Origin of the sequence: Marinobacter denitrificans, assembly GCF_008795955.1 — a bacterium.
Classification (GTDB): Bacteria; Pseudomonadota; Gammaproteobacteria; order Pseudomonadales; family Oleiphilaceae; genus Marinobacter; species Marinobacter denitrificans.
In genome coordinates this window covers 1-23131 of record NZ_VMHN01000003.1, presented here as the reverse complement: position 1 = coordinate 23131, position 23131 = coordinate 1, and the positions used below count along the sequence as shown (strand labels likewise).

General features: G+C 56.7%; 23 protein-coding genes, 1 rRNA gene and 1 other RNA gene. 3 read left to right on the top strand and 22 right to left on the bottom strand.

The genetic code is table 11. The features are described from left to right. Positions 1–10: 10 nt before the first annotated feature. From mraY to rsmI, 9 genes are all read right to left on the bottom strand, one after another. Positions 11–1096: a phospho-N-acetylmuramoyl-pentapeptide-transferase gene (gene mraY / locus FO268_RS12215; protein WP_150993408.1), complete on the bottom strand. Its 1086-nt coding sequence runs from the start codon at positions 1094–1096 to the stop codon at positions 11–13. Beyond that, positions 1081–2472, bottom strand: a complete 1392-nt coding sequence (locus tag FO268_RS12210) for a UDP-N-acetylmuramoyl-tripeptide--D-alanyl-D-alanine ligase (RefSeq protein WP_150993406.1) — start codon at positions 2470–2472, stop codon at positions 1081–1083. Before FO268_RS12210 ends, mraY begins: the two co-directional genes overlap by 16 nt. Further along, complete coding sequence (locus tag FO268_RS12205) at positions 2469–3953, bottom strand: UDP-N-acetylmuramoyl-L-alanyl-D-glutamate--2,6-diaminopimelate ligase (protein ID WP_150993404.1); 1485 nt, start codon at positions 3951–3953, stop codon at positions 2469–2471. Before FO268_RS12205 ends, FO268_RS12210 begins: the two co-directional genes overlap by 4 nt. A gap of 4 nt (positions 3954–3957) precedes the next feature. Then, positions 3958–5697 (bottom strand): peptidoglycan D,D-transpeptidase FtsI family protein, encoded by a 1740-nt coding sequence (locus FO268_RS12200; RefSeq protein WP_150993402.1) that lies wholly within the window; start codon positions 5695–5697, stop codon positions 3958–3960. A 30-nt stretch (positions 5698–5727) separates the two neighbouring features. Next, on the bottom strand, positions 5728–6135 hold the full coding sequence (gene ftsL / locus FO268_RS12195) for a cell division protein FtsL (protein WP_150993400.1): 408 nt from the start codon (positions 6133–6135) through the stop codon (positions 5728–5730). Positions 6136–6169: 34 nt separating this feature from the next. Further along, positions 6170–7129: a 16S rRNA (cytosine(1402)-N(4))-methyltransferase RsmH gene (rsmH, locus tag FO268_RS12190; RefSeq protein WP_150993398.1), complete on the bottom strand. Its 960-nt coding sequence runs from the start codon at positions 7127–7129 to the stop codon at positions 6170–6172. Then, positions 7126–7578, bottom strand: a complete 453-nt coding sequence (gene mraZ / locus FO268_RS12185) for a division/cell wall cluster transcriptional repressor MraZ (RefSeq protein WP_150993396.1) — start codon at positions 7576–7578, stop codon at positions 7126–7128. Before mraZ ends, rsmH begins: the two co-directional genes overlap by 4 nt. 305 nt (positions 7579–7883) lie before the next feature. Continuing rightward, positions 7884–8245: RNase P RNA component class A (rnpB, locus tag FO268_RS12180), an RNA gene on the bottom strand. 63 nt (positions 8246–8308) lie between these two features. Then, entirely contained in the window at positions 8309–9175 is an 867-nt protein-coding gene (rsmI, locus tag FO268_RS12175; RefSeq protein ID WP_150993394.1) for a 16S rRNA (cytidine(1402)-2'-O)-methyltransferase, read from the bottom strand. Positions 9176–9225: 50 nt separating this feature from the next. Here rsmI and FO268_RS12170 point away from each other — a divergent pair, with 50 nt between their 5' ends. The 3 genes from FO268_RS12170 to FO268_RS12160 are packed head-to-tail and all read left to right on the top strand — an operon-like array spanning position 9226 to position 12215. Then, positions 9226–11232 (top strand): penicillin-binding protein activator, encoded by a 2007-nt coding sequence (locus FO268_RS12170; RefSeq protein WP_225316679.1) that lies wholly within the window; start codon positions 9226–9228, stop codon positions 11230–11232. 15 nt (positions 11233–11247) lie between these two features. After that, positions 11248–11622, top strand: coding sequence for a YraN family protein (locus FO268_RS12165; protein WP_150993392.1), 375 nt, complete (start codon positions 11248–11250; stop codon positions 11620–11622). Between the two features lie 2 nt (positions 11623–11624). After that, entirely contained in the window at positions 11625–12215 is a 591-nt protein-coding gene (locus tag FO268_RS12160; protein ID WP_150993390.1) for an SIS domain-containing protein, read from the top strand. A gap of 69 nt (positions 12216–12284) precedes the next feature. Here the strand turns inward: FO268_RS12160 and FO268_RS12155 are convergent, their stop codons facing one another. From FO268_RS12155 to rrf, 13 genes are all read right to left on the bottom strand, one after another. Beyond that, positions 12285–12704 carry a ClpXP protease specificity-enhancing factor gene (locus FO268_RS12155; RefSeq protein ID WP_191966963.1) on the bottom strand — a complete coding sequence of 140 codons (420 nt, stop codon included), beginning with the start codon at positions 12702–12704 and terminating at the stop codon, positions 12285–12287. 56 nt (positions 12705–12760) lie between these two features. Then, the gene (locus FO268_RS12150) at positions 12761–13390 is read right to left on the bottom strand and encodes a glutathione S-transferase N-terminal domain-containing protein (RefSeq protein WP_150993386.1); all 630 of its coding nucleotides are present in this window, start codon (positions 13388–13390) and stop codon (positions 12761–12763) included. Positions 13391–13498: 108 nt separating this feature from the next. After that, the gene (locus FO268_RS12145; protein ID WP_150993384.1) at positions 13499–14254 is read right to left on the bottom strand and encodes a cytochrome c1; all 756 of its coding nucleotides are present in this window, start codon (positions 14252–14254) and stop codon (positions 13499–13501) included. Next, positions 14254–15486 carry a cytochrome b gene (locus FO268_RS12140; protein WP_150993382.1) on the bottom strand — a complete coding sequence of 411 codons (1233 nt, stop codon included), beginning with the start codon at positions 15484–15486 and terminating at the stop codon, positions 14254–14256. The genes FO268_RS12145 and FO268_RS12140 overlap by 1 nt, the downstream gene beginning before the upstream one ends. Continuing rightward, entirely contained in the window at positions 15486–16082 is a 597-nt protein-coding gene (gene petA / locus FO268_RS12135) for a ubiquinol-cytochrome c reductase iron-sulfur subunit (protein ID WP_150993380.1), read from the bottom strand. The genes FO268_RS12140 and petA overlap by 1 nt, the downstream gene beginning before the upstream one ends. A gap of 241 nt (positions 16083–16323) precedes the next feature. Beyond that, positions 16324–16716, bottom strand: coding sequence for a 30S ribosomal protein S9 (gene rpsI / locus FO268_RS12130; RefSeq protein WP_150993378.1), 393 nt, complete (start codon positions 16714–16716; stop codon positions 16324–16326). A 12-nt stretch (positions 16717–16728) separates the two neighbouring features. Beyond that, entirely contained in the window at positions 16729–17157 is a 429-nt protein-coding gene (gene rplM, locus FO268_RS12125; protein WP_150993376.1) for a 50S ribosomal protein L13, read from the bottom strand. Between the two features lie 241 nt (positions 17158–17398). Further along, on the bottom strand, positions 17399–18187 hold the full coding sequence (locus FO268_RS12120) for a TatD family hydrolase (protein WP_150993374.1): 789 nt from the start codon (positions 18185–18187) through the stop codon (positions 17399–17401). A 16-nt stretch (positions 18188–18203) separates the two neighbouring features. Next, positions 18204–19784 carry a peptide chain release factor 3 gene (gene prfC / locus FO268_RS12115; protein WP_150993372.1) on the bottom strand — a complete coding sequence of 527 codons (1581 nt, stop codon included), beginning with the start codon at positions 19782–19784 and terminating at the stop codon, positions 18204–18206. A 96-nt stretch (positions 19785–19880) separates the two neighbouring features. After that, the gene (gene rimI / locus FO268_RS12110; protein WP_225316677.1) at positions 19881–20387 is read right to left on the bottom strand and encodes a ribosomal protein S18-alanine N-acetyltransferase; all 507 of its coding nucleotides are present in this window, start codon (positions 20385–20387) and stop codon (positions 19881–19883) included. A 3-nt stretch (positions 20388–20390) separates the two neighbouring features. Continuing rightward, entirely contained in the window at positions 20391–21218 is an 828-nt protein-coding gene (locus tag FO268_RS12105) for a 2-isopropylmalate synthase (RefSeq protein WP_150993370.1), read from the bottom strand. 28 nt (positions 21219–21246) lie between these two features. After that, the gene (locus tag FO268_RS12100; protein ID WP_150993368.1) at positions 21247–22797 is read right to left on the bottom strand and encodes a 2-isopropylmalate synthase; all 1551 of its coding nucleotides are present in this window, start codon (positions 22795–22797) and stop codon (positions 21247–21249) included. A 141-nt stretch (positions 22798–22938) separates the two neighbouring features. Next, positions 22939–23054 (bottom strand): 5S ribosomal RNA (gene rrf, locus FO268_RS12095). Positions 23055–23131: the final 77 nt, after the last annotated feature.

Genomic DNA, 23131 nt, shown 5'->3' with positions numbered 1-23131 from the left:
TTCTGCTTCCCTATCTCAGTTTCAGGCTGGCCAGGCCAACCAGTACAAGTACAACGGTAACGACCCAGAAGCGCACGATAACCCGCGGCTCAGGCCAGCCTTTCAATTCAAAATGATGATGCAGGGGCGCCATGCGGAATATCCGCCTGCCGGTCAGCCTGAAAGACGCCACCTGTAAAATCACAGAGATGGTTTCCATCACGAACACGCCGCCCATAATGAAAAGCACAATTTCCTGCCTCACAATAACCGCCACCACGCCCAGGGCAGCACCCAGGGCCAGGGCTCCCACATCGCCCATGAAAACCTGGGCCGGATAAGTGTTGAACCACAGGAAGCCCAGCCCGGCTCCCACCAGGGCTCCGCAGAAAACAATCAGTTCGCCGGTCCCCGGCAGGTGGGGGATCAGCAGATAATCCGCAAACTGGGCATGGCCCGAAACATAGGCAAAGATACCCAGAGCCGCCGCTACCATAACCGTCGGCATAATCGCGAGGCCATCAAGGCCGTCGGTGAGATTCACCGCGTTACTGCTGCCGACAATCACGAAATAACTCAGCAGGATGAACAGCACCGGCCCCAGGGTCAGCGACACATTCTTCAGGAACGGCACATATAGCGAGGTTTCCTGGGGTAGCGAAGAGCTCATGAACAATGCAAAGGCCGCCGTGGCACCAATCACGGACTGCCAGAAGTACTTCCAGCGGGCCGGCAAACCTCGGGGGTTGCGTTCCACCACCTTGCGATAATCATCCACCCAGCCAATGGCGCCGAAGAACAGGGTCACCAGAATTGCGACCCAGACATACCGGTTGCTCAGATCAGCCCAGAGCAATGAGCTGACCCCCACTGCCACCAGGATCAAAGCCCCACCCATGGTCGGGGTCCCGGCTTTACTCAGATGCGTCTGCGGTCCGTCGTCACGTACCGCCTGACCTATTTGGTACTGGCTCAGCTTGCGAATCATGAACGGCCCGATGAGCAGGGAAATCAGCAATGCCGTCAGCACACCGAAAATGCCCCGGACGGTCAGGTACTGGAAAACCGTCAGCGCGGAAAAATATTGTGAAAGAGCCTCTGTCAGCCAGAGCAGCATGTGTTACCCACCTTTTCTTTTATTCCCTCCACCACGCGATCCATGGCGGAACTGCGAGAACCCTTGACCAGTACCGTCTGCGAATCGGCAGGCCCCTCAAACAGACGACGCACCGCGTCCTCATGGGTCGTACACACCTCGGCGGCATCCCCGAACCCGTCAACATATCCTTCACAACCATCGCCCACGACAAGCAGGCGTTCGATACCCATGGCCCTGGCAAACTCACCCACCTCCCGATGCAGCCCGAGACTGTCCGGCCCCAGTTCCGCCATGCCCCCCAGAACCGCAATGCGGCTGCCTGGACGCGCAGCCAACACGCCTAATGCTGCCTTGATCGAGGCCGGGTTGGCGTTATAGCTGTCATCGATGACGGTTAACCGGGGCGACAGCTCAAGAATCTGCAGCCGCCCCTTGACCGCCTGCACTGACGCCAGCCCCAGCTGAACAGCCTCATCACTGGCGCCCAACTCGCGTGTGGCAGCAATCGCCAGCAGTGCATTGGTAATGTTGTGCTCACCGTGCAATGGCAGGCTTACATCACAAGCCCAGCCCTCGGGGCCACAAGCGCGGAAGACCAGCGAATTTTCATCGTCACGGATGCTTTCGGAAAAGTAGTCGCCTCCGGCGCTGGCCTGCCTGCTGACACCAACAACCCGTCGCTCACCGGCTCGCCGTTTCCATGTATCGAATGCAGGGTCGTCCCGGTTAAGCACAACCAGGCCGGATTCTGCGACGCCGTCAATAATTTCACCCTTGGCAAGCACGATGTTGTCGTAGCCGCCAAAGCCTTCCAGATGGGCCTGCCCCGCGTTGGTCAGTATGGATACATCAGGTCGTACGATGTTGACCGTGTGGGAAATTTCGTTCAGCCCGCTGGCGCCCAGCTCAATGGCGCCGTACTCATGCTCAGGCGCCAACCGGAACAGGGTCAGCGGGACGCCGATATGATTGTTAAGGTTGCCTTCGGTAGCCAGGGTATTGCCAACGCGGGAGAGGATGGCAGCTACCATTTCCCGCACCGTGGTTTTTCCACTGCTACCGGTGATGGCCACAAACCGGGCCCGACTGGCGTTACGGTTACCCGCGGCCAGTTTTGCCAGTGCTTCTACCGTGTCTGCCACCAGGATCTGTGGAAGGGCCAGGTCCGGATCAGTCTTGTCCACCACCGCAGCTACGGCGCCTGCCTTCTCGGCGACCGCCAGGTAGTCATGCCCGTCAAAATTCTCACCACGCAGCGCTACAAACAAATCCCCGGTCGCGATTTTGCGCGTGTCGGTAGAGACACCACCGAACACCAGCCCTTCCAGGCTGTCTCCAGCGGTGGTGCCCCCAAGCCAGGTCTGGGCATCGGTCAAAGCAAACGCCTGCATCATGCGACACCTCCGTTCAGTGACAGTGCGTGCCTCACCTGCTCAGCATCGCTGAACGGAATACGCTGGCCTGCCATTTCCTGCCAGGCCTCATGCCCCTTGCCCGCTATCAGGACAATATCGCCCGCAACCGCCAGGTTAATGGCCTGTCGGATGGCTTCGGCACGGTCGTGGATAACTGCCACCTGTTCCGGGTGGCTGAAACCGGCCACTATCTCGTCGGTTATGGCATCCGGGTTCTCGCTGCGGGGGTTGTCATCCGTCACGATCACCACGTCCGCTGCTTTTTCTGCTTCCCGGGCCATCTCGGGGCGCTTGCCGGTATCGCGGTTTCCGCCGCAGCCAAAAACGCAGAACAACCGCCCACTAACATGGGGACGCAAGGCTGCGAGTGCGCTGTTGAGGGCATCCGGCGTATGAGCGTAGTCCACCACCACGCGGACGCCGTTCCCACCGGCGAATGGCTCCAGCCGCCCGGGGGGCGGCGATAACCGTTCAACGGCGCGCTGCACCCTTTCTACCGGTACGCCGAGGCTGAGAACCGCCGCCATCGCGGCCAGAATATTGCTGACATTAAAGCTACCCAGTACCGGAGCGGAAATTTCAAACCGCCCCCAGAGCCCATCAACGCTGGCAGTAAAACCATCGTTCAAGGGCGAGAACTCTGTCATCCAGAGCTCGGTCTGGGCCTCGTGCAGACTGTAACGGACGCGGTCACATTTACCCTCAAGCTGCTCATAAAGCTGCCTTCCGAACGGGTCATCAAAATTGACCACGGCGAAGTGCAACTCTTCCCGGTCAAACAGACGGGCCTTGGCAGCACCATAGGCCTCCATGGACCCGTGGTAGTCGAGGTGATCCCTGGTAAGGTTGGTAAAAACCGCCCCGGTCATGGTCAGGTTATCGATACGCCCCTGATCAAGAGCATGGGACGACACTTCCATCGCCGCTGCACGCCCACCCTGGGCAAGAATCCGCGACAGCACATGGTTTATCTCAACAACATCCGGGGTCGTATGGGAACCCTGCTGCAGTGCACCGGGCATCCCGTAACCAACAGTACCTATAACGCCACAGGGGGTACCGGTCTCCTGCAAAAGGGTCGCGATGTAATGACTCACGGAGGTTTTGCCATTGGTGCCGGTCACACCGATCAGGCGCAATCGCTGGGAGGGGTGCTCGAAGAACCGGTCCGCGATCTTCCCCAGGCGGACTCGCAAATCCGTTACCGGCACGATCAGCGCACCTTCATGCTCGTGGCATTCGTCCGCTTGCGTTACTTCCAGCAGGATCACGGTAGCACCCGCGTGGATGGCATGTTCAATATAGTGGTCCGCGGGCGTTCGGGCTCCGGCCAGCGCAACAAAAGCGTCGCCGGCCCTGACTTCCCGACTGTCGGTTTTCAGGCCGTGAATAGTGACATCAAACACCGATGGCACCGGCGCGATCCCCTGCAACAATGTGCTGAGTGATGTAATACACATAACCCTAACCCCGCTCCCCGGAAGCCCGGCGCGGCTCTTGCGCCTTGCCCAGCTCCAGTTCCGGCTTTACGTTCAGCAGCCGTAACGCGTCACCCATAACCCGGGCGAATACCGGTGCAGCCACTTCGCCACCGTAATATTCTCCGGACTGGGGCGCATCCACCGCCACCACTGTGACAATTCTCGGATTGTCGATCGGAGCCATACCGGCAAATATGGCCTTGTACTGGCTGTCTTCATATCCGCCCTTGCCCACCAGGTGAACGGTTCCGGTTTTGCCGCCAGCGGAATAGAAACCCGGCTGAGCGCGTTTCCCGGTACCGTTTTCCACCACTTCCCGCAACATCTCCCTGACCTGAAATGAGACTTCTTCAGAAAGAACTCGTTCCCCCACAGGGCGCTCTTCAGCTTTCAGGAGACTTAACGGATAGCGGATGCCGCCGTTGGCCAACACCATGTAGGCCTGAGCCAACTGAAGAGCGTTGACGCTCATGCCGTAGCCGTAAGACAGGGTTGCCTCTTCAACGGGCCGCCACTTTGGTGGAGCCGGTAGCACGCCAACAGCCTCACCAGGAAACCCGATCCCTGTGGGCTGGCCCAGCCCGAGGCGAGCGTATAGGTCCCGGATGGTGTCGCCGCCCAGTTCAGTGGCAATCTTGCTGATACCGACGTTGCTGGATTTTGCAATCACATCTGTAAGACTGATGACGCCATAATTCCGATGATCCCGGATCGTAAAACGACCAAAACGCCGATATCCTGGCGCTGTATCTATTGTGCTGGACGCCTTGAATTTTCCGGATTCGAGGGCAGCGGCCATAGACACCGGTTTCATAGTCGACCCGGGTTCAAACAGGTCGGTTATCGCTTTGTTCCGCAAACGGTCGGGGCTAAGCTGGGTGCGATCATTAGGGTTGTAAGACCCCTGGTTTACCATCGCCAGAACTTCACCGGTGTCCACATCCAGCATCACCAGAGTTCCGCCCCGCGCATCATGAGCACCCACCACAGCCTTGAGTTCCCGGTAAGCCAGGTATTGCAATCGCAAATCGATACTGAGCTCAAGATTTCGCCCGGGCTTGGCATCACGAATCAACGTCAGGTCCTTGATGACACGCCCACGATTGTCCTTCAGCACCCGCTTTCGGCCGCTCTCACCGCTCAACCACTCGTTGTAGGCCAGTTCGATACCTTCCTGGCCGCTTTCATCAATATTGGTGAAGCCCACGACATGGGAAGTCACCTCTCCGGCGGGGTAATAGCGACGGTATTCCTGGCGGCTATACAACCCGGGGATGCCCATGGCAAGTACCTGCCTGGCGATCTCTGGCTGAAGTTTACGGCGCAGGTAGACAAACTCCCGTGCTGCATACGTCCGAAGGCGCTCCCGGAGTCTGGCTTCATTGATACCCAGTAATCGCGCGACATTCGTCAGTGCGGGCTCTTCCGGATCGATCTCCGACGGGTTCGCCCAGATCGTCTGAACCGGTGTGCTGACCGCCAACGACTCGCCATGGCGATCCGTGACAACCCCCCGATGGGCATCGATACTTTCGACCCGTATGGTCCTCACGTCGCCCTGCTTTCGCAGGAACTCGTTATCCACTACGTGCAGATCAACCAGGCGCCATGCCAGGGCGCTCACAACCAGAAGAAATACACCCAACACGGTGCCATACCGCCAGGCTCCAAGCCCGGCAGCCAGTCGCTGGCCCCATGATGCTGTCTTTCCCTGATCGGACAATGCCTTCACCTTACGGTTTGTTATGGTCGTTTATCGCGCCCCAACGAGAGGCGCTATCAATGGCACCAGAACGATGTCCTGCTTCCCCGGCACAACCATGTCAAAACGCTCGGACGCCAACTGCTCCACCCGTCCGTGTGCGCTCAATGCACTTTGCTCCAGCAGCAACTGGCTCCACTCGCGCTGGTAGTTATCCCGCTGCTCCTGCAGCTGCGACAGGGTATTGAACAGCTCCCTGTTCTCATGGGCACTGACGACAACACCCAGTGAGGAAATCACCAGAAGCATCACCAGCCCCATGGATATCAGCACACGCCTTTGTTGTAGCGCGGTGAATACCTGCTGCGACAGCCTGACCGCTGTAGCCACACCATCCCTGACCCGCTGCTTGTTGAGCCGTGCTGTTTTTGTCGGCCTTTCTATGGCTACCGCGCCCATTTTCACGCGCTCCCTAATTGTGGTGTTGCTTGTGTTATTCCGGTATCCGTTCGAGAACACGCATAACAGCGCTTCTCGCACGCACGTTGTCACTGACTTCTTCTGAATCCGCCTTGTTCGCCTTACCAATCAGCCGGAATGCCGACGCTTCCTGCGCTGCAGTTACCGGCACGCCTTTGGGCAGTCTCGGGCCGCGAGCCAGGTCACGCATGAAACGCTTGACCAGTCGGTCTTCTAACGAGTGAAAGCTGATCACCACCAGCCTTCCGCCGGGCATCAGCTTTTCAGCGGCAGCACTGAGCCCCTCTTCCAGGTCTTCCAGTTCCCGATTGATAAAAATACGGATCGCCTGGAACGTCCGGGTAGCCGGATGCTTGTGCTTCTCTTTTTTCGGAACCGCCTCGCTGACCAGTGACGCCAGCTGATGCGTGGTCTCAAGCGGCGCCTCTTTACGGCGCTCTACAACGAGACGGGCGATACGGCGGGAGAACCTTTCTTCACCGTATCGCCAGATCACGTATGCGATGTCTTTTTCATCCGCTTCGGCCAACCACTGCGCGGCACTCGGCGCCTGGCCCGGATCCATTCTCATATCCAGCGGACCATCACGCATGAAGCTGAACCCCCGGGTAGCGTCATCCAGTTGCGGGGATGAAACACCAAGATCCAGCAACACGCCATTAACCTTCGTCCACCCCTGGGCATCAGCCGCCGCGCCCAGTTCCGCGAAGGAACCATGATAGGGTCGAAACCGCGAATCTTCGTCCGCCAGCTCACGGGCCACCTGAATGGCCTCCGGATCCTTGTCGATGCCAAGCAGTTTGCCGCCTGGTCCCAACTGGCCGAGAATAAGGCGGCTGTGCCCCCCGCGACCGAAGGTGCCATCGATATAGACACCCTCCGGATCGTTAACCAGCAGATCGACCGCAGAGTCCAGGAGCACAGAGCGATGCCGGTACTCACCGGCCGACTCCTGACGGCGGCCGGCGCTCATAGCGACAATGCCTCCATTTCCGGCGGCATTTCTTCTTCGTCCGACGACTCGTCCAGCCATGCGAACCAGCGCTCTTCACTCCAGAGCTCAAGTTTCTTGCCCTGCCCTATCAACATCAGCTTTTTCTCGAGGCGCGCATAACTGCGCAACGTCGGCGGTACCAGGATTCGGCCGGCGGAGTCCAGCTCCAATGGCGTGGCATGCCCCAGCAACAGGCGCTGCAGCCTGCGGGCTGCCTTGTTCATGTTGGGAAGTGCTTCAATCTGCGGCCTCAGGGCCTCCCACTGCGGCTCCGGATACACCAACAGGCAGCGCTCTTCATCGGCATTGGCCGTCAATACGATGCGCCCACCGCAGGCGTGCGCGAACTCTTCACGCACTCTGGCGGGGATCGCAAGGCGACCCTTCGCATCCATATTGATGGCATGACTGCCAAGAAAATTGCTCATTTGCACCAATTCCGGGGTTCAGAAACCACAAATAACCACTAGAAACCACTTTTTCCCACTTGTGCACACTATAGAAACACGCAATACACAATGCAAGCGCCGCGAACAGCACCACACCTGGGAAAGTTCCTTTTATGACAAGAGGTTACAGAACAAGATTGGCATCAGGCTGGAGATTACGGAAAAGAAAAACCCAAAAATCAATCACCTGCAGACAGAACTGAAGATGACAAGTGAGCTCTAAGATTTTTTGGCTATAAAAGGACGCTGGTGAGAATGTCAGATGTCACATAAAGCGGAAAAGAAAAATGAGCTCGCCGGTAAGCCGGGTTCTGTCTGGGACAGTCATTCATCTAGGGCCTGCGTCGCCACAGGCCTCAAGCGACCTACCCGAATCCAGCGCGGGCCGCGCCATAGGATTCCTATTTGGTCTTGCTCCAGGTGGGGTTTACCATCGCCGTGAACTGTTGCCAGTCACGCGGTGCGCTCTTACCGCACCGTTTCACCCTTACCGGTGCCCGTGAACGTGTCACGGCCACTTAGGCGGTATACTTTCTGTTGCACTTTCCGTCGGCTCACGCCGCCCAGGCGTTACCTGGCACCTTGCCCTGTGGAGCCCGGACTTTCCTCCCCCGGTAAAACCGGCGGCGACTGTCTGGCGAGCTCGGGCGAGACCATACTCCAGCTCACGGTAGCAGGCAAGGGAAAACGAACAACATCGACGCCCCGATTATTCCGCTTTCAACTCCAGTGCACGCTGGTAGAGCTCGTTCTTGGAGCGGCCAGTCAACTCCGCCGCCAGCTTTGCCGCTTTTTTAACCGGCAGCTCCTCCAGCAACAATCCCAGCACGCGGTCCACCTCAGCGGAACCTACGGCAACCTCGGTCTCACTGGCTCCATGAACCATGACCACGAATTCACCGCGACTGCCATGGGGGTCGGCCTCAAGGGCATCTGCAACCGAGCCGGCGCCGCCTGCATAGAAAGTCTCGAATGCTTTTGTAAGCTCCCGGGCCAGCACCAGCTCACGCTCACTCCCCATAACCCTTTCGATCTCTCTGACCGTGTCGACAATTCGATGGGGAGACTCGTAGAACACCAGGGTTGCGGACTCTCTGGCAAGGTCCTCCAACACTGCCTTGCGGGCGCCCCGTCTGGCGGGCAGAAAACCCTCGAACAAGAACCGGTCGGTTGGTAAGCCGGCAGCGCTTAATGCCGAGACGAGAGCACAGGCCCCGGGCACGGGACTCACCCGAAAACCACGTGCACGCGCCTCTCGCACAAGCACATACCCCGGATCAGAAATCAGCGGTGTTCCGGCATCGGAGATCAGAGCGACATCTTCGGCGGCCGCAAGCCTGTCCAGAACCTGCCCGGCCTTGTCCCGCTCATTATGATCGTGCAGCGCCATCATTGGCTTCCGAATTCCCAGGTGCTGCATGAGCCGGCCACTATGCCTGGTGTCCTCCGCTGCGATTACGGAAACCCGTGATAAAATTGAGGCGGCCCTGGGAGACATATCGTCCAGATTACCGATGGGAGTGGCCACTATATAAAGTGTGCCAGATTTCTCTGGCTGGTCATTCTCCGAGTTCACGAGTACCTCTCTTTGCTCCGGCGTATGACACCAACGTCATGTGAATTCACGTGGGAGCTGTTAAACTTGCGGGCCTGATAAAGCAAACCATTTACGGGAAGCCCGGCAGGGTCCTGGCTTCCGGCATGATGCCGCCGATTACCCGGCGCCACAAGCGTAATAACCCGGAGTATTGTGAGCCAGCCATGACCAGATATCGCCTGAACCTGAGAATCACCGCCCTCTTTATGGCGATGGTACTGCTGTTTGCGGGTTGCGCCAGCGTGAACCTCGACTCTCACGTCGCCACAAGCGCCAGCGAAGCTCTTGATGTTGCTGCCAGCACAGGAGACCGCAAAGAGGCACAGTCCTATCTGTTGCAGGCAGCGGACAGGTTCCAGAATCAGAACCAGCACCGGGACGCCAGAACACTTCTGCAGAGTAACCAGTTTGATTCGGCTGATCAGGAGACGGAAAACCAACAACTACTGCTGTCCATGGCAAGCGCAACCGCCCTGGATGACGCTCCATGGGCAGACGATATCGCGGCAAGAATCACACCGGACCACTTTCTGAACTATGAACGGGACCTGATTGACCGCGCCGCAAAACTGCAGGAACAGACCTATCGGCTTGCCGGCGACAACCTGGCAGCCGCTATCACTCTGATTCTACTTGCAGAGGCAGACGCCAATGCTGACACCCAGTCTCTCCACGATGCTATCTGGCAGAACCTGAAACAGACATCCGACACGGAACTGGCTGATAAGGAAGGGCGCGCTATTGGCTATGAGGCCCAAGGCTGGCTTGAACTGGCAGGTATCCTCAGAGAGCCCGGTACCAACCTGGAAGAACAGGGCAGGATGATCCGCAACTGGCAGAATAATTGGTCGGACCATCCTGCGGCCTCGACCCCGCCGGCAGAGCTGAAGCTCATTGCCAGCCTGGCCGAAACCCGCCCGGAAAGGATCACTCTGGCAGTTCCACTTAGCGGGCCCCTCGCAAGTGCCGGGGCCGCCATCCGCGATGGATTCTTTGCCGCTTACTATGAAGACGGCTCAGCGGACCGGGAAAAAATCAGCCTCCGTGTCGTGGACACCTCTGGCAGCTCCTTTAACCAGCTCTACAATGAACTGAGCAATGAGGGCCAGGACCTGATTGTTGGCCCCCTGGAAAAGGACGCGCTGGCATCACTGGCCAAGATGGACGCTTTGCCGGTTCCGGTTCTTGGACTGAACTATTTACCCCAAGACACGGAAGCTCCGTCCGGGCTTTACCAGTTCGGTCTTTCTGCAGAAGACGAGGCGCGGCAGATCGCTGACCGCATGACCGCTGAAGGCGTTGACCAGATCCTGGCACTGATCCCAGCCGGGGAATGGGGTGACAGACTCGAGAATGCACTGCTTCAGCGCCTGGAACAAAATGAAGGCGCGGCGCTGGATATAGAACGGTATTATCCTGAAGACAATCTGCGCGCAGTGACAGCCGATTTGCTGGGGATCACCGTCTCCCGTGACCGGGCCATCGACGTCGAACGCACTGCCGGTATCGACGTGGAGTTCGAACCCCGGCGCCGCCAGGATGCAGATGGCATTGTCATGGTGGCCGAGCCTACGATTGCCAGACAGTTCAAGCCGTTATTCGCCTTCTATTTTGGCGGCGATCTGCCTGTATATTCCCCGTCGATGGTTTATGAGGGCAACCCCGACCCCTCCCGGGACCGCGACCTGAATGGCGTTAATTTCACAGACACACCCTGGATACTGGAAGAGAACAATCAGTTTCGAACTGTTGTAAAAGAGGCCATGCCCGACATCAGAGGCCAGCTTGGCCGCCTGTTCGCCATGGGCGCGGATGCCTGGAATCTGAGCAAACGTCTGCAGCTGCTGCAGCACGTGGAAGGGGCGACTCTTGACGGACAGACCGGAGAACTGGCCATGACTCCCGAGGGCAGCATCCACCGGGAACAACTGTGGGCCCGCTTCCGCAACGGAACACCAGAGGAACTGCCGCCGGTAGAAGAGGCCGCAACGACAGAAACGCAGGAAATGGACGAACTTCCCCTTCAGGAACAGTAAACCCGGGGCCCCGCCATGGATGGCGCTCAGCAATCCCGAAAATCTACCGGCAATCACGCAGAAGGTGTCGCCGCCCGCTACCTTATGAGTCGCGGCGTTCATATCCTTGAACGAAACGTGTTCAGCCGAGGCGGAGAGATCGACCTGGTCGGCAGGGATGGCGAAACTCTGGTGTTTTTTGAAGTTCGCTTCCGGAGAGCCGGCAGTCTGGTCGGCGCGGCGGAGTCCATCACCCCCACGAAACAGAAACGACTGATCAGGGCCGCCTCGTTCTATCTCCACAAGCATGGTCTGTGGAATGCCTGCAGTCGTATCGATGTTGTTGCGATTGCACCGGGCGAACGCACAAAATACCGGATACAATGGATCAAAAATGCCATTCAGGCCTGACTATGACGGATACCGAGCAACAGATTAATCAGTGGTTCGCCACCCACATGGAGCATACCGCACACGCCGCCAGCTCAACAGCACCTGGCATAGAAAGAGCGTCGGACGCCCTCGTAGGCACACTGCTCAGTGATGGCAAAATTATTACCTGCGCCAATGGTAATGCCAACATCCTTGCCCAGTACTTTTGCACCGCGCTACTTAATCGGTTTGAGCAGGATCGTCCTGCCCTGCCCGCAATCAACCTCGGCGCTGACGCAACAACCTATTCTGCCATCTGCCGCGACAACCGTTTCAACGATACGTTTTCCAGACAGGTACGGGCCATTGGCAAGGCCAATGATCTGCTTATGGTCTTTGTGGATGATGGTCACAAGGCCAATCTGATACAGGCCATACAGGCCGCTCATGATCGGGAAATGAACGTTGTGGTGCTGAGCGCCAAGGAAAAAACCGACATTACATCGCTATTGCACCCCGAAGATCATGAAATTGCGCTCGATAACCTTTCCCCCACTGCCGCCACACCTATCATGCTGGTGATTATCAACGCCTTGTGCGGGCTGATTGACGAAAAACTTTTCGGTGGGTAATAAAAAAGCCAGCTGGTTATAACAGCTGGCTTTTTTGGGGCTGACAACGCTTTCCGGCACAATCGGAGGTTATTTCACCACCTTGAGGGTTGGCCGACCACTAGGCCGCTCTCCGTTCTGGCCGTTGTCACCAGCACTATCTCCATCCTTGCCTTCCGGCCCTTCCGGATCCGGCGAGCCAGGTTCACTGCCAAAGACCATACCTTCGCCGTTTTCCTTGGCGTAAACCGCCATAACCGCTTGCAAAGGAATAAACACCTGCATAGGCACACCACCGAAGCGAGCACTGAACTCCAGTGCACCGTTTCCGATGACCAGACCGCGAACGGCCCCGGGGCTGATATTGAGCACAATCTGCCCATTTGCGACGTGCTCAGTAGGCACCTGCACGCCCTGAATTCCTGCATCGACCACAATATAGGGGGTGCAGTCGTTATCGAGAATCCACTCATTGAACGCCCTGACGAGATAGGGGCGGCTCGATGTCATGGTTATCTTGCTATCAGGCACTGCCTTTCTCCTGAACCGGTTTCAGGCTCTGCAAATCAACTGCGAATATCTTCTTCCAGGTCCGACAGGCTTGCCTTGAACCCTTCGCGACTGAAAATGCTGTCCATGTACTTTTGAAGCGGTTTTGCCTGCTTTTCATTGAGCTCAATTCCAAGAGCAGGCAGGCGCCACAGAATCGGGGCAATACAGCAGTCCACGATAGTGAACTCTTCCGACAGGAAGAACGGCATTTCACCAAACAGCGGGGCGGTCGCCAGCAGGCTCTCACGAAGCTCTTTACGCGCAGCATCCGAGGCCTTGGCATTTGGCTGGGCAAGAATCTGATCCACCAGCCCACACCAGTCTTTCTGGATGCGATGAATCATCAACCGGCTGTTCGCTCTTGCCACCGGATATACCGGAAGCAATGGCGGGTGCGGGAAACGCTCGTCCAGGTACTCCATCATGATATTGGGCTCGTAGAGCACAAGGTCACGATCCACCAGTGTGGGAAGGGCATTGTAAGGATTCAGATCGGCCAGCTCTCCGGGAGGGTTGTCCGGATCAACATTTACGACGTCGACTGTTACGCCCTTTTCTGCCAGCACAATGCGGACTCTGTGGCTGTAATGACTGGCCGGGTCCGAGAAAAACGTCATTGATGACCGCTTGGTCACAACGCCCATAGAACTACCTCACGATTTGACTAACCGAATTGACCCTGAAAAACGCAAAAATCCAGCGGGCCGGCAATTGCCCGCTGGAACTCAGGGATAAGGATTATACCTGAAATCTCAGTGTACGTCCTTCCAGTATTCGCGATTAAGCAGGTAGGCAAAGATAAAGAAGATCGCCACAAAGATGAGGGCAAACATACCTAGCCTTTCACGCTCAACCTTAACCGGATCCCCCATGTAGGACATGAAGTTGGTCAGGTCGTACATGGCGCTGTTGAATTCCGCTGGCGACATGGAGCCCTCGGTTTCCCACTCTGGACAGATATCCGCATTGCGGACGTCGCCACTGAGCGGGTCAACACTTGCCCCCTCACCAATTCGCGGCTCGACGGCACACAGCCCCTGCAGGTCTGCCATGACATGGGGCATACCAACGTTGTCGAAGACAACATTGTTCACGCCCAATGGCCGTGTATCATCCTTGTAGAAGCCACGCAGGTAGGAATAGATCCAATCCTCGCCGCGAAGACGGGACTCCAGTGTCAGGTCTGGTGGCGGAGCGCCAAACCAGTCGGCCGCCATATCCTTGTTCATGGAATTCTTCATCAGCTCGCCGATTTTCGCGCCGGTGAAAATCAGATTCTCCTCATACAGTTCCTGAGGAATGCCCAGATCTTCAGATACCCGCTTATAGCGAGCGTACTCCATGGAGTGGCACCCCATGCAGTAGTTGGTGAACAGGGCCGCACCGCGCTGGAGGGACTCTTTGTTGGTGTGGTCCGGCTCCATCGTATCCAGTTCAACGGAGGCCCCGGCTGCCAGCCCGAGAGCCGGCAGGATCGCTATGAAAAGACCAACTATCAGCTTTCTCATTATCCTGTCACCCTCTCTGGAACTGGCTTTGTTTTCTCCATGCGTGTGTAGAACGGCATGAGGATAAAGTAGAGGAAGTAGAACGTTGTCAGAATCTGCGCAACGGTCGTACGCCCCGCTGTTGCCGGAACAATACCGAGATACCCCAGAACGATGAAACTCACTGCAAAGATCACCAGGGCGATTTTGCTGAGCCATCCCTTGTAACGCATGGAGCGCACCGGGCTCCTGTCAAGCCAGGGCAGGACAAACAGTATGGCGATGGCGCCGCCCATGACGACCACGCCCCAGAATTTGGCATCCAGACCGAAGAGGTCGACGGTGACCGCACGTAGCATCGCGTAGAATGGCGTGAAGTACCACACTGGGGCGATATGGTCAGGCGTCTTGAGCGCATTTGCCGGCTCAAAGTTCGGTTTCTCCAGGAACAGGCCGCCCATCTCCGGGAAGAAGAACACCACGATAAAGAAGATAAAGAAGAAGACACCAACGCCCATGAGATCATGAACTGTGTAATAGGGGTGGAATGGAATGCCGTCTTTAGGCACACCGTTTTCATCCTTGTTCTTCTTGATGTCGATACCGTCGGGGTTGTTCGAACCCACCTCGTGCAGCGCGAGGATGTGCAGAACCACCAGCCCGAGGAGGACGATCGGTAATGCAACAACGTGCAATGCAAAGAAACGGTTCAGGGTGATGCCGGAAATCAGGTAATCACCGCGGATCCACAGCGACAGGTCGTCACCGATAACAGGAATGGCACCGAACAGGTTCACGATTACCTGAGCACCCCAGTAGGACATCTGCCCCCAGGGCAGCAGATAGCCCATGAAGGCTTCTGCCATCAGCACCAGGTAGATCAGCATGCCGAAAATCCAGATCAGCTCACGGGGCTTCTGGTAGGACCCATACATGAGGCCACGGAACATGTGAAGGTAAACGACCACGAAGAAAGCGGAAGCACCGGTGGAGTGCAGATAACGGAGCAGCCAGCCCCATTCCACGTCCCGCATGATGTATTCAACAGAGGCAAACGCACCTTCAGCGGAAGGGTTATAGCTCATGGTCAGCCAGATACCGGTGATCAGCTGATTCACCAACACCAGCATGGCCAGGGAGCCAAAGAAATACCACATGTTGAAGTTTTTGGGCGCATAGTACTTGCCCAGGTGCTTGTTCCACGCGTCAACAATCGGAAGACGCTCATCAACCCAATTCACTAACTTGTTCATTACGCTGCCCCCTCAGGATCCAGACCGACGGTCAAGGTGTTCTCGTCGTCATAGCGGTAGGGAGGCACCTCCAGGTTAGTGGGTGCCGGCTGATTCGGGAAGACACGGCCAGCCAGATCGTACTTCGAGCCGTGACACGCACAGTAAAATCCGCCCAGCCAGTCTTCGCCAAGGTCAGCGGGAGCCACTTCCGGACGGAACTGGGGAGAACAGCCAAGGTGTGTACAGATGCCGACAACGACAGCGTAGTCTTCCTTGATGGCACGCAACTCGCCTTCAATGTAGGCAGGCTGGGCCGCATCCTCAGACAGCGGATCTTTTACGAGCTCATCCTGCTTGCGGATGTTCTCATTCATTTCATCGGTGCGTCGAATGACCCACACCGGCTTCCCGCGCCACTCGACAGTCATCTGCTGACCGGGCTCGAGCTTACTGACATTGACGGTGACCGGTGCACCGGCTGCTTCCGCTTTGGCACTGGGATTCCAGGATGCTACGAAAGGCACGGCCGCACCGACGACGCCGACACCACCCACCACAGACGTGGCACCGATCAGAAACCGGCGCCTGCCTTGGCTCACGTCGCCATTACTCATTATGGTTCTCTCCCATCAGGCGACATGCAGCCCTGTTTAAAGGGAAACTGCACATCGAAAAGGACTTCTCACAACCCAAAAATATAAGCGCTCAAATGGTAATGAAATTACCCTGCCCTTACAAGTCGGAAAGGTCTCAGGCCGGACCAATACCTGTTCCGGATCAAATTGATATTGATTTTTTTCGACCACAAAAAAACCCGGCCAACGGACCGGGTTCTTCGGATCTGCTCCAGCAAACTTAACGCTTGGAGAACTGAGGACGCTTACGCGCCTTGCGCAGACCAACTTTCTTCCGCTCAACCTCACGGGCATCGCGGGTAACATAGCCCGCTTTGCGCAGCGCAGGGCGCAGTGTTTCGTCGTAATCCATCAGGGCACGGGTCAGACCGTGGCGAATAGCGCCTGCCTGGCCGCTGATACCACCACCCTTGACGGTGATGTTGATATCAAAACGATCAGTAGATTCGGCGACAACCAGAGGCTGACGAACGATCATACGCAGGGTATCACGACCGAAGAACTGCTCGATGGTGCGCCCGTTGATGGAAATGTTACCGCTTCCCGGCTTGATAAAAACCCGAGCCGTGGATGTCTTGCGGCGACCAGTACCGTAATTTTGTGCTACAGACATATCCGCCTTCCGTTAAATGTCGAGTTCTTTGGGCTGCTGGGCTGCATGAGGATGCTCAGCGCCGGCATAAATTTTCAGCTTCTTGAACATGGCACGCCCGAGCGGACCATTGGGAAGCATGCCTTTGACAGACTTCTGGATGATTTGCTCAGGAGCCTTGTCGACCAGCTTCTCGAAGTTGATGGACTTGATTCCACCCGGAAAGCCGGTGTGACTGTAGTACATCTTGTCAGATGCTTTTTTGCCGGTAACCCGTACCTGACTGGCATTGATCACCACGATGTAATCACCAGTGTCGACATGAGGGGTATACTCAGGCTTATGCTTGCCCCGCAGACGACGGGCGATTTCAGTTGACAGACGACCCAGCGTCTTGCCGGCTGCGTCTACAACGTACCAGTCACGTGTTACTGTTTCTGGTTTCGCACTCAGAGTCTTCATTGATTCCGCCTTGAACGCTATATAAGAAACGTTAAAAACCACCACCGGTAAATGCACGGCATCCGGAGGAGGTCCTTTACCTGTATATTAAGCGGCGGTGACATCATTCGGGGCTGAGATGATGGCATCGCCTTGAAAAGCCAGGGCGCGAAGTATATCCGAACCAAAAAGGAAAGCCAACCCTGAAGCGGCTTGTTTCGTTATTCCCCTATCTTGTCCGTAACCCTGCCGCCAACCTGATCTAACGCTCAGATGCCCCGATCTCGCTCCAGCCGTATAGACGCTGCACATTACCCAGCAGTGCTCGCGCCAACTCCTCCCGATCTGCCCCGCGTAACTCAACGAGTGTATTGAAAATAAACGGCAGACAGGTTGGCGAATTTTGCCCCGGCGATACACCCTCCGGCGCCATGTCCGGCGCATCCGTCTCCAGAACCAGCGCATCGACAGGTAATCGGGCAATGGTGTCCCGTGTTTTTCTGGCGCGGGGATAGGTGATTACACCGCCGACACCGATAAAACACCCCAGATCAATCAGCTTGGACGCCTGCTGGAAACTGCCTGAAAACCCGTGCACAAGCGCTCTTCCTGCGAAACGCTTGCGGCGCAGCACTTCATAGACTTCGTCATGAGCCTTCACGGAATGCACCACAAGCGGAAAGTGCGTCTGTGCAGCAATATCAACCTGCGCCTCAAACCACGGGTACTGTTCACTGAAATCACCATGCAGGCGGTCCAGCCCACACTCCCCTAATGCTACGCAGTGACCCGGTTGACCCATAAGTGCATCGCGCAGGGCGCTCAGGTCGCCTTCGTTATGCTCTTCCACATACCAGGGATGGATTCCAAGGCAGTAATATAACCCTTCATACTCTGCGGCAATACGGCTTACTCTGTCCCAGTTACGACGGCGAACGCCCGGAATAACCAGGTGGGACAAGCCTGCACTACGTGCTTCATCAAGCACAGCCTCGCGACGCCCGTCAAATTCCGGAAAGTCAAAATGGCAATGTGCGTCGATGAGTCTCATCCACTCCCCCGGTGAATCAATGCTCCCGCGTTTTATGGAAGCTTATGTCAGGATGCCGCTCCTGGGCCAGTTGCAGATTGACCATGGTCGGGGCTATGTAAGTCAGCCGATCACTCCCGTCAAGCGCCAGGAAATCGTTGGCTTTGCGCTCAAACTCATCAAGTTTGCGCTCGTCAGCAGATGTCACCCAGCGGGCAGTCGCCACATTGATGGGCTCATATACTGCTTCTACCTTGTACTCACTCTTGAGCCGGCTGACCACAACATCGAACTGGAGCACACCAACTGCGCCCACAATCAGATCATTATTACGCAGCGGCCGAAACACTTGCACAGCCCCTTCCTCAGCAAGCTGAATCAGGCCTTTCTGCAGCTGTTTGGACTTGAGCGGATCTTTCAGGCGAATTCGACGGAACAGCTCCGGCGCAAAGTTGGGAATGCCGGTAAACTTCATTTCTTCGCCCGAGGTAAACGTATCGCCCAACTGAATTGTGCCATGGTTATGCAGGCCTATAATGTCCCCGGCAAACGCTTCGCCCGCATGCTCCCTGTCCCCCGCCATGAAGGTCAGCGCATCAGAAAACCGAACGTCCTTGCCGATGCGAACGTGGCGGGCTTTCATGCCCTGATGATATCGCCCGGACACAATCCGGAGAAACGCCACGCGATCCCGGTGCTGAGGGTCCATATTGGCCTGGATCTTGAAAACAAAGCCGGAAAACACATCTTCAGCTGGTTTTACAAGGCGCTGATCAGTTTCCCGCGGCTGCGGTTCCGGCGCCCACTCCACCAGGCCATCGAGCATGTGGTCGACACCAAAATTACCCAGGGCTGTACCGAAAAACACCGGAGTCAGCTCACCAGCCAGGAAGGCCTCCAGATCAAACTCGTGAGACGCCCCCTTCACCAGCTCAATCTCTTCCCGCAGGTCATTCGCATACGCGCCAAGCACCGTATCCAGCTCCGGATTATCAATACCGCTGATAACCCGCTTCTCCTGAATCATGTGTCCTTGGCCGGATTGATAGAGAATCACTTCATCCCGCGTCAGGTGGTATACACCTTTGAAGTTCTTACCCATTCCGATGGGCCAGGTGATCGGAGCACAGGCGATCTTGAGAACGTCTTCAACTTCGTCCATCAGCTCCACCGGATCGCGGGTTTCACGGTCCAGCTTGTTCATGAATGTAAGAATCGGGGTATCCCGGAGGCGGGTTACTTCCATCAGCTTGATGGTTCGCTCTTCGACACCCTTGGCACTGTCGATCACCATCAGACAGGAATCGACAGCGGTCAGGGTCCGGTAGGTATCTTCCGAGAAATCTTCGTGGCCCGGCGTGTCGAGCAGATTCACCAGCCGGCCGCCATAAGGAAACTGCATCACCGAGGTAGTAACCGATATACCACGCTCTTTTTCCATCTCCATCCAGTCAGACTTGGCGTGCTGGCCGGATTTTTTGCCCTTAACGGTGCCAGCTTTCTGTATGGCCTGACCAAACAGGAGCACCTTTTCTGTAATCGTCGTTTTACCGGCATCCGGATGCGAAATAATCGCAAACGTGCGGCGATGGGATACTTCGCTGGCAAGGCTCGTCATAATTGGTAAAAACCTGATTCGGAGAGACTGTAAAAACGGTCGCCATTATAAGGGTAATAACCCACTCAAGCGAATGCGCATCTCTGCACACCAGCGCTAGGGCGGACCTGAAGAGGGACAATGACCATTGAGAGACAGAGCCATCACCAAAGCGTCCTCGCGTTCCGGGCCTCCGGGGTAATAACCCGGCCGGCGCCCGATAACGGAGAAGCCTTCACTGGCGTACAGGTCTATCGCGCCAGCATTGCTGTCCCGCACTTCCAGGAGCACCTGCGACATGCCGTCGCGCGCGGATTCTACAACCAGGTGCCTCAGCAGGTGCCGCCCGGCGCCGGACCTTCTATCACTGGTAGCAACACACAGATTCAGGAGATGCGCGTCACCTGCCATATAGGCAACCACTGCGTAACCCGTTAGCCTACCCCACTTTTCCAGCGCCCAAAGCCGGTAATCCGGACGAAAACAGCCTCGGAAGACTGACTCGCTCCAGGGAAAGGAATAGCCCTGACATTCAATATCAAGCACTTCAGGCAGATCGTCCTCGCCCAGGGACCTGATCGTCATTGTACCGGCTTCGATCCTGCGGTAGACATCGTTGGACACAGGTCAGACTCCGAGACCAGCTTTGAGTTGTTGCCATAACTCACGCTTGTAGGCCGGCACCGCTGAGAGTTCGGCCAGACTTCGGGGAAAATCAACTGCGGGAACTCCGAGAGCAGCGGCTAGCCATTCAGCACGACCCGAGGCCATGTCGTCGGTCATAACCCCCAACAACAGAAGTTTCCGGGCCCCGAACTCTTTGCTCATACTGCGGAGAGTGTGCCGGAAATCCTCCACGCTATTGCCGGGTACACGTGGGTTGCCAAAAACAGGCCAGCGGATATGGCGCGGTGCCGCCACGACGGATTCCCCAAGCGAGGAAAGAATATTTTCAGCCAGCGTGTGCTGCAAGCGCTCACTGGCTTCGTCAGACATACCACTGACAAGCACCATATGCTCGGATATCCAGATGCCCAGATGCGCATCAACCTGCCCCAGTGGTTCGGGTTCTGCAGCAGTATCCGGTTCAGGTACTATCTCACCCGACAACGGCCTATCGGGTGCAGAAGCCGGTGCCTCGGCGCGACCGGCATTCGCCGGCTCGGTCGGCTTCACCGACTCTGAGTCCTTCCGCACTTCAGAGTTGGTGTTCGCCATTAATGCCTGCAGACCGGCAATTCGATCTTTGCCCGGGCCATCAGTGCGGGCATTTGGCGTAGATGACCGCGAAGATGGTGCAACTATCAGTTCCGGGTCGGCCTCAGGAGCATCATCGGCCTCCGGAAACCGGAATTCGGGGCTGGGCGCAGCACCCGGCAGTGGCGCGCGGGCATACCAAAGGTGGATGCCCGCCTTCCCGAGGTAATACTGACGCTCTGCCTCTGTCATCACCATAGTACTGATCCGTTTCCTGCTTTCGTGCTCAGACGTCAGCTCCCTGGGGGTGCTGGCGAATACCACCGCGACTGATCAGGTTGAGAGCTTCGATGTAGGCCTTTGCAGAGGCAATGATAATATCGGTGTCCGCTCCTACGCCATTTACGATACGGCCGCCTCGCTCAAGGCGTACAGTTACTTCACCCTGCGCGTCAGTTCCACTGGTAATGTTGTTGACCGAATAGAGCTGAAGGTTACATCCCGAGTCCACCAGGGACTCAATGGCCTTGAACGTAGCGTCCACAGGGCCACTGCCCTCTGCCTCAACCTTGTGCTCTTTGCCATCCATTAGAAGCGTCAGCAAGGCCCTGGGCACTACCCCGGTTTCGGAGCAGACCTGCATGGTTACAAGGCCGTACCGACCATCCTCTTCTTTCTGGCGGGTGTGGCTGGCAATTGCCTGTAAATCCTCATCAAATATCTCATGCTTCAGATCCGCCAGGGCCTTGAATCGGGTGAAGGCTTCGTTGAGCTCAGTCTCGGTCTCAAACTGGATTCCCAGCTCAAGCAGGCGGGAACGGAAAGCATTTCTTCCGGAATGTTTGCCCAGCACCAGACTGTTGGTATGCCAGCCGACATCCTGCGCTCGCATGATTTCATAGGTTTCGCGGTGCTTGAGCACCCCGTCCTGGTGGATACCGGACTCATGGGCAAATGCATTCGCGCCCACTATCGCTTTGTTAGGCTGCACCGGAAACCCGGTGATGGTAGACACTAGCCGGGAGGCAGGCACAATGTGCTGCGTATCAATGCGGGTGTCGATGGTGTAAAGATCCTGGCGGGTACGAACCGCCATCACCAACTCTTCCAGGGACGCGTTGCCAGCCCTCTCGCCCAATCCGTTGATGGTGCACTCGACCTGCCGGGCACCGTTACTGACGGCCGCCAGGGAGTTTGCAACCGCAAGGCCGAGGTCATTGTGGCAGTGTACAGAAAAAACCGCTTTATCCGCATTCGGAACACGGTTGAGCAACTGCCGGATAGTCTCGCCGAATTGCTCGGGAATTGCATAGCCCACGGTGTCGGGGATATTGATGGTGGTGGCTCCGGCATTGATGGCCGCCTCAATAATTCGGCACAGGAAGTCCAGCTCTGAGCGGCCCGCGTCCTCACAGGAAAACTCCACATCATCGACATGACCACGGGCCCGCTTGACGGATCGGACCGCCTGCTCCACAACCTCATCAGGCTGCATCTGCAGCTTATGCTTCATGTGAATGGGAGAGGTTGCAATAAACGTGTGTATGCGGCCGCGTTCAGCCGGCCTTACTGCTTCAGCAGCACGATCGATATCCTTATCCAGAGCCCGGGCGAGACTGCAAATGGTAGAGCCCTTGATCGACTCCGCAATGCCTTTCACCGCATCAAAGTCACCCTGGCTGGCGATTGCGAACCCGGCTTCGATCACATCAACACGAAGTTTCTCAAGGACTTTCGCTATACGTAGTTTTTCCGCTTTCGTCATGGTGGCGCCAGGGCTTTGTTCGCCATCGCGCAAAGTGGTGTCAAAGATAACGAGGTGGTCTGTCGCGGACATAGCGATCTCCGTCGGAACAACGTAGCGAGTGTTTTCAGGCAGTATATCACTGAGTGACCGGGGAAAGGTCAAAGCCTGCAGTTTCCTTCAGGCAATAAAAAACCCCGGCAGCTTACGCTGTCGGGGTTTTAGGTATTAAGAGCCTGACGATGACCTACTCTCACATGGGCAGAAGCCACACTACCATCGGCGCTGGTCTGTTTCACGGCTGAGTTCGGGATGGGATCAGGTGGTTCCAGACCGCTATGGTCGTCAGGCAAAACGGTTGATCACTGGGTGGACGAGATAGGACTGTGATGTTGATTTCGTTGCGTTATCCGCAATTGTCTTGGGT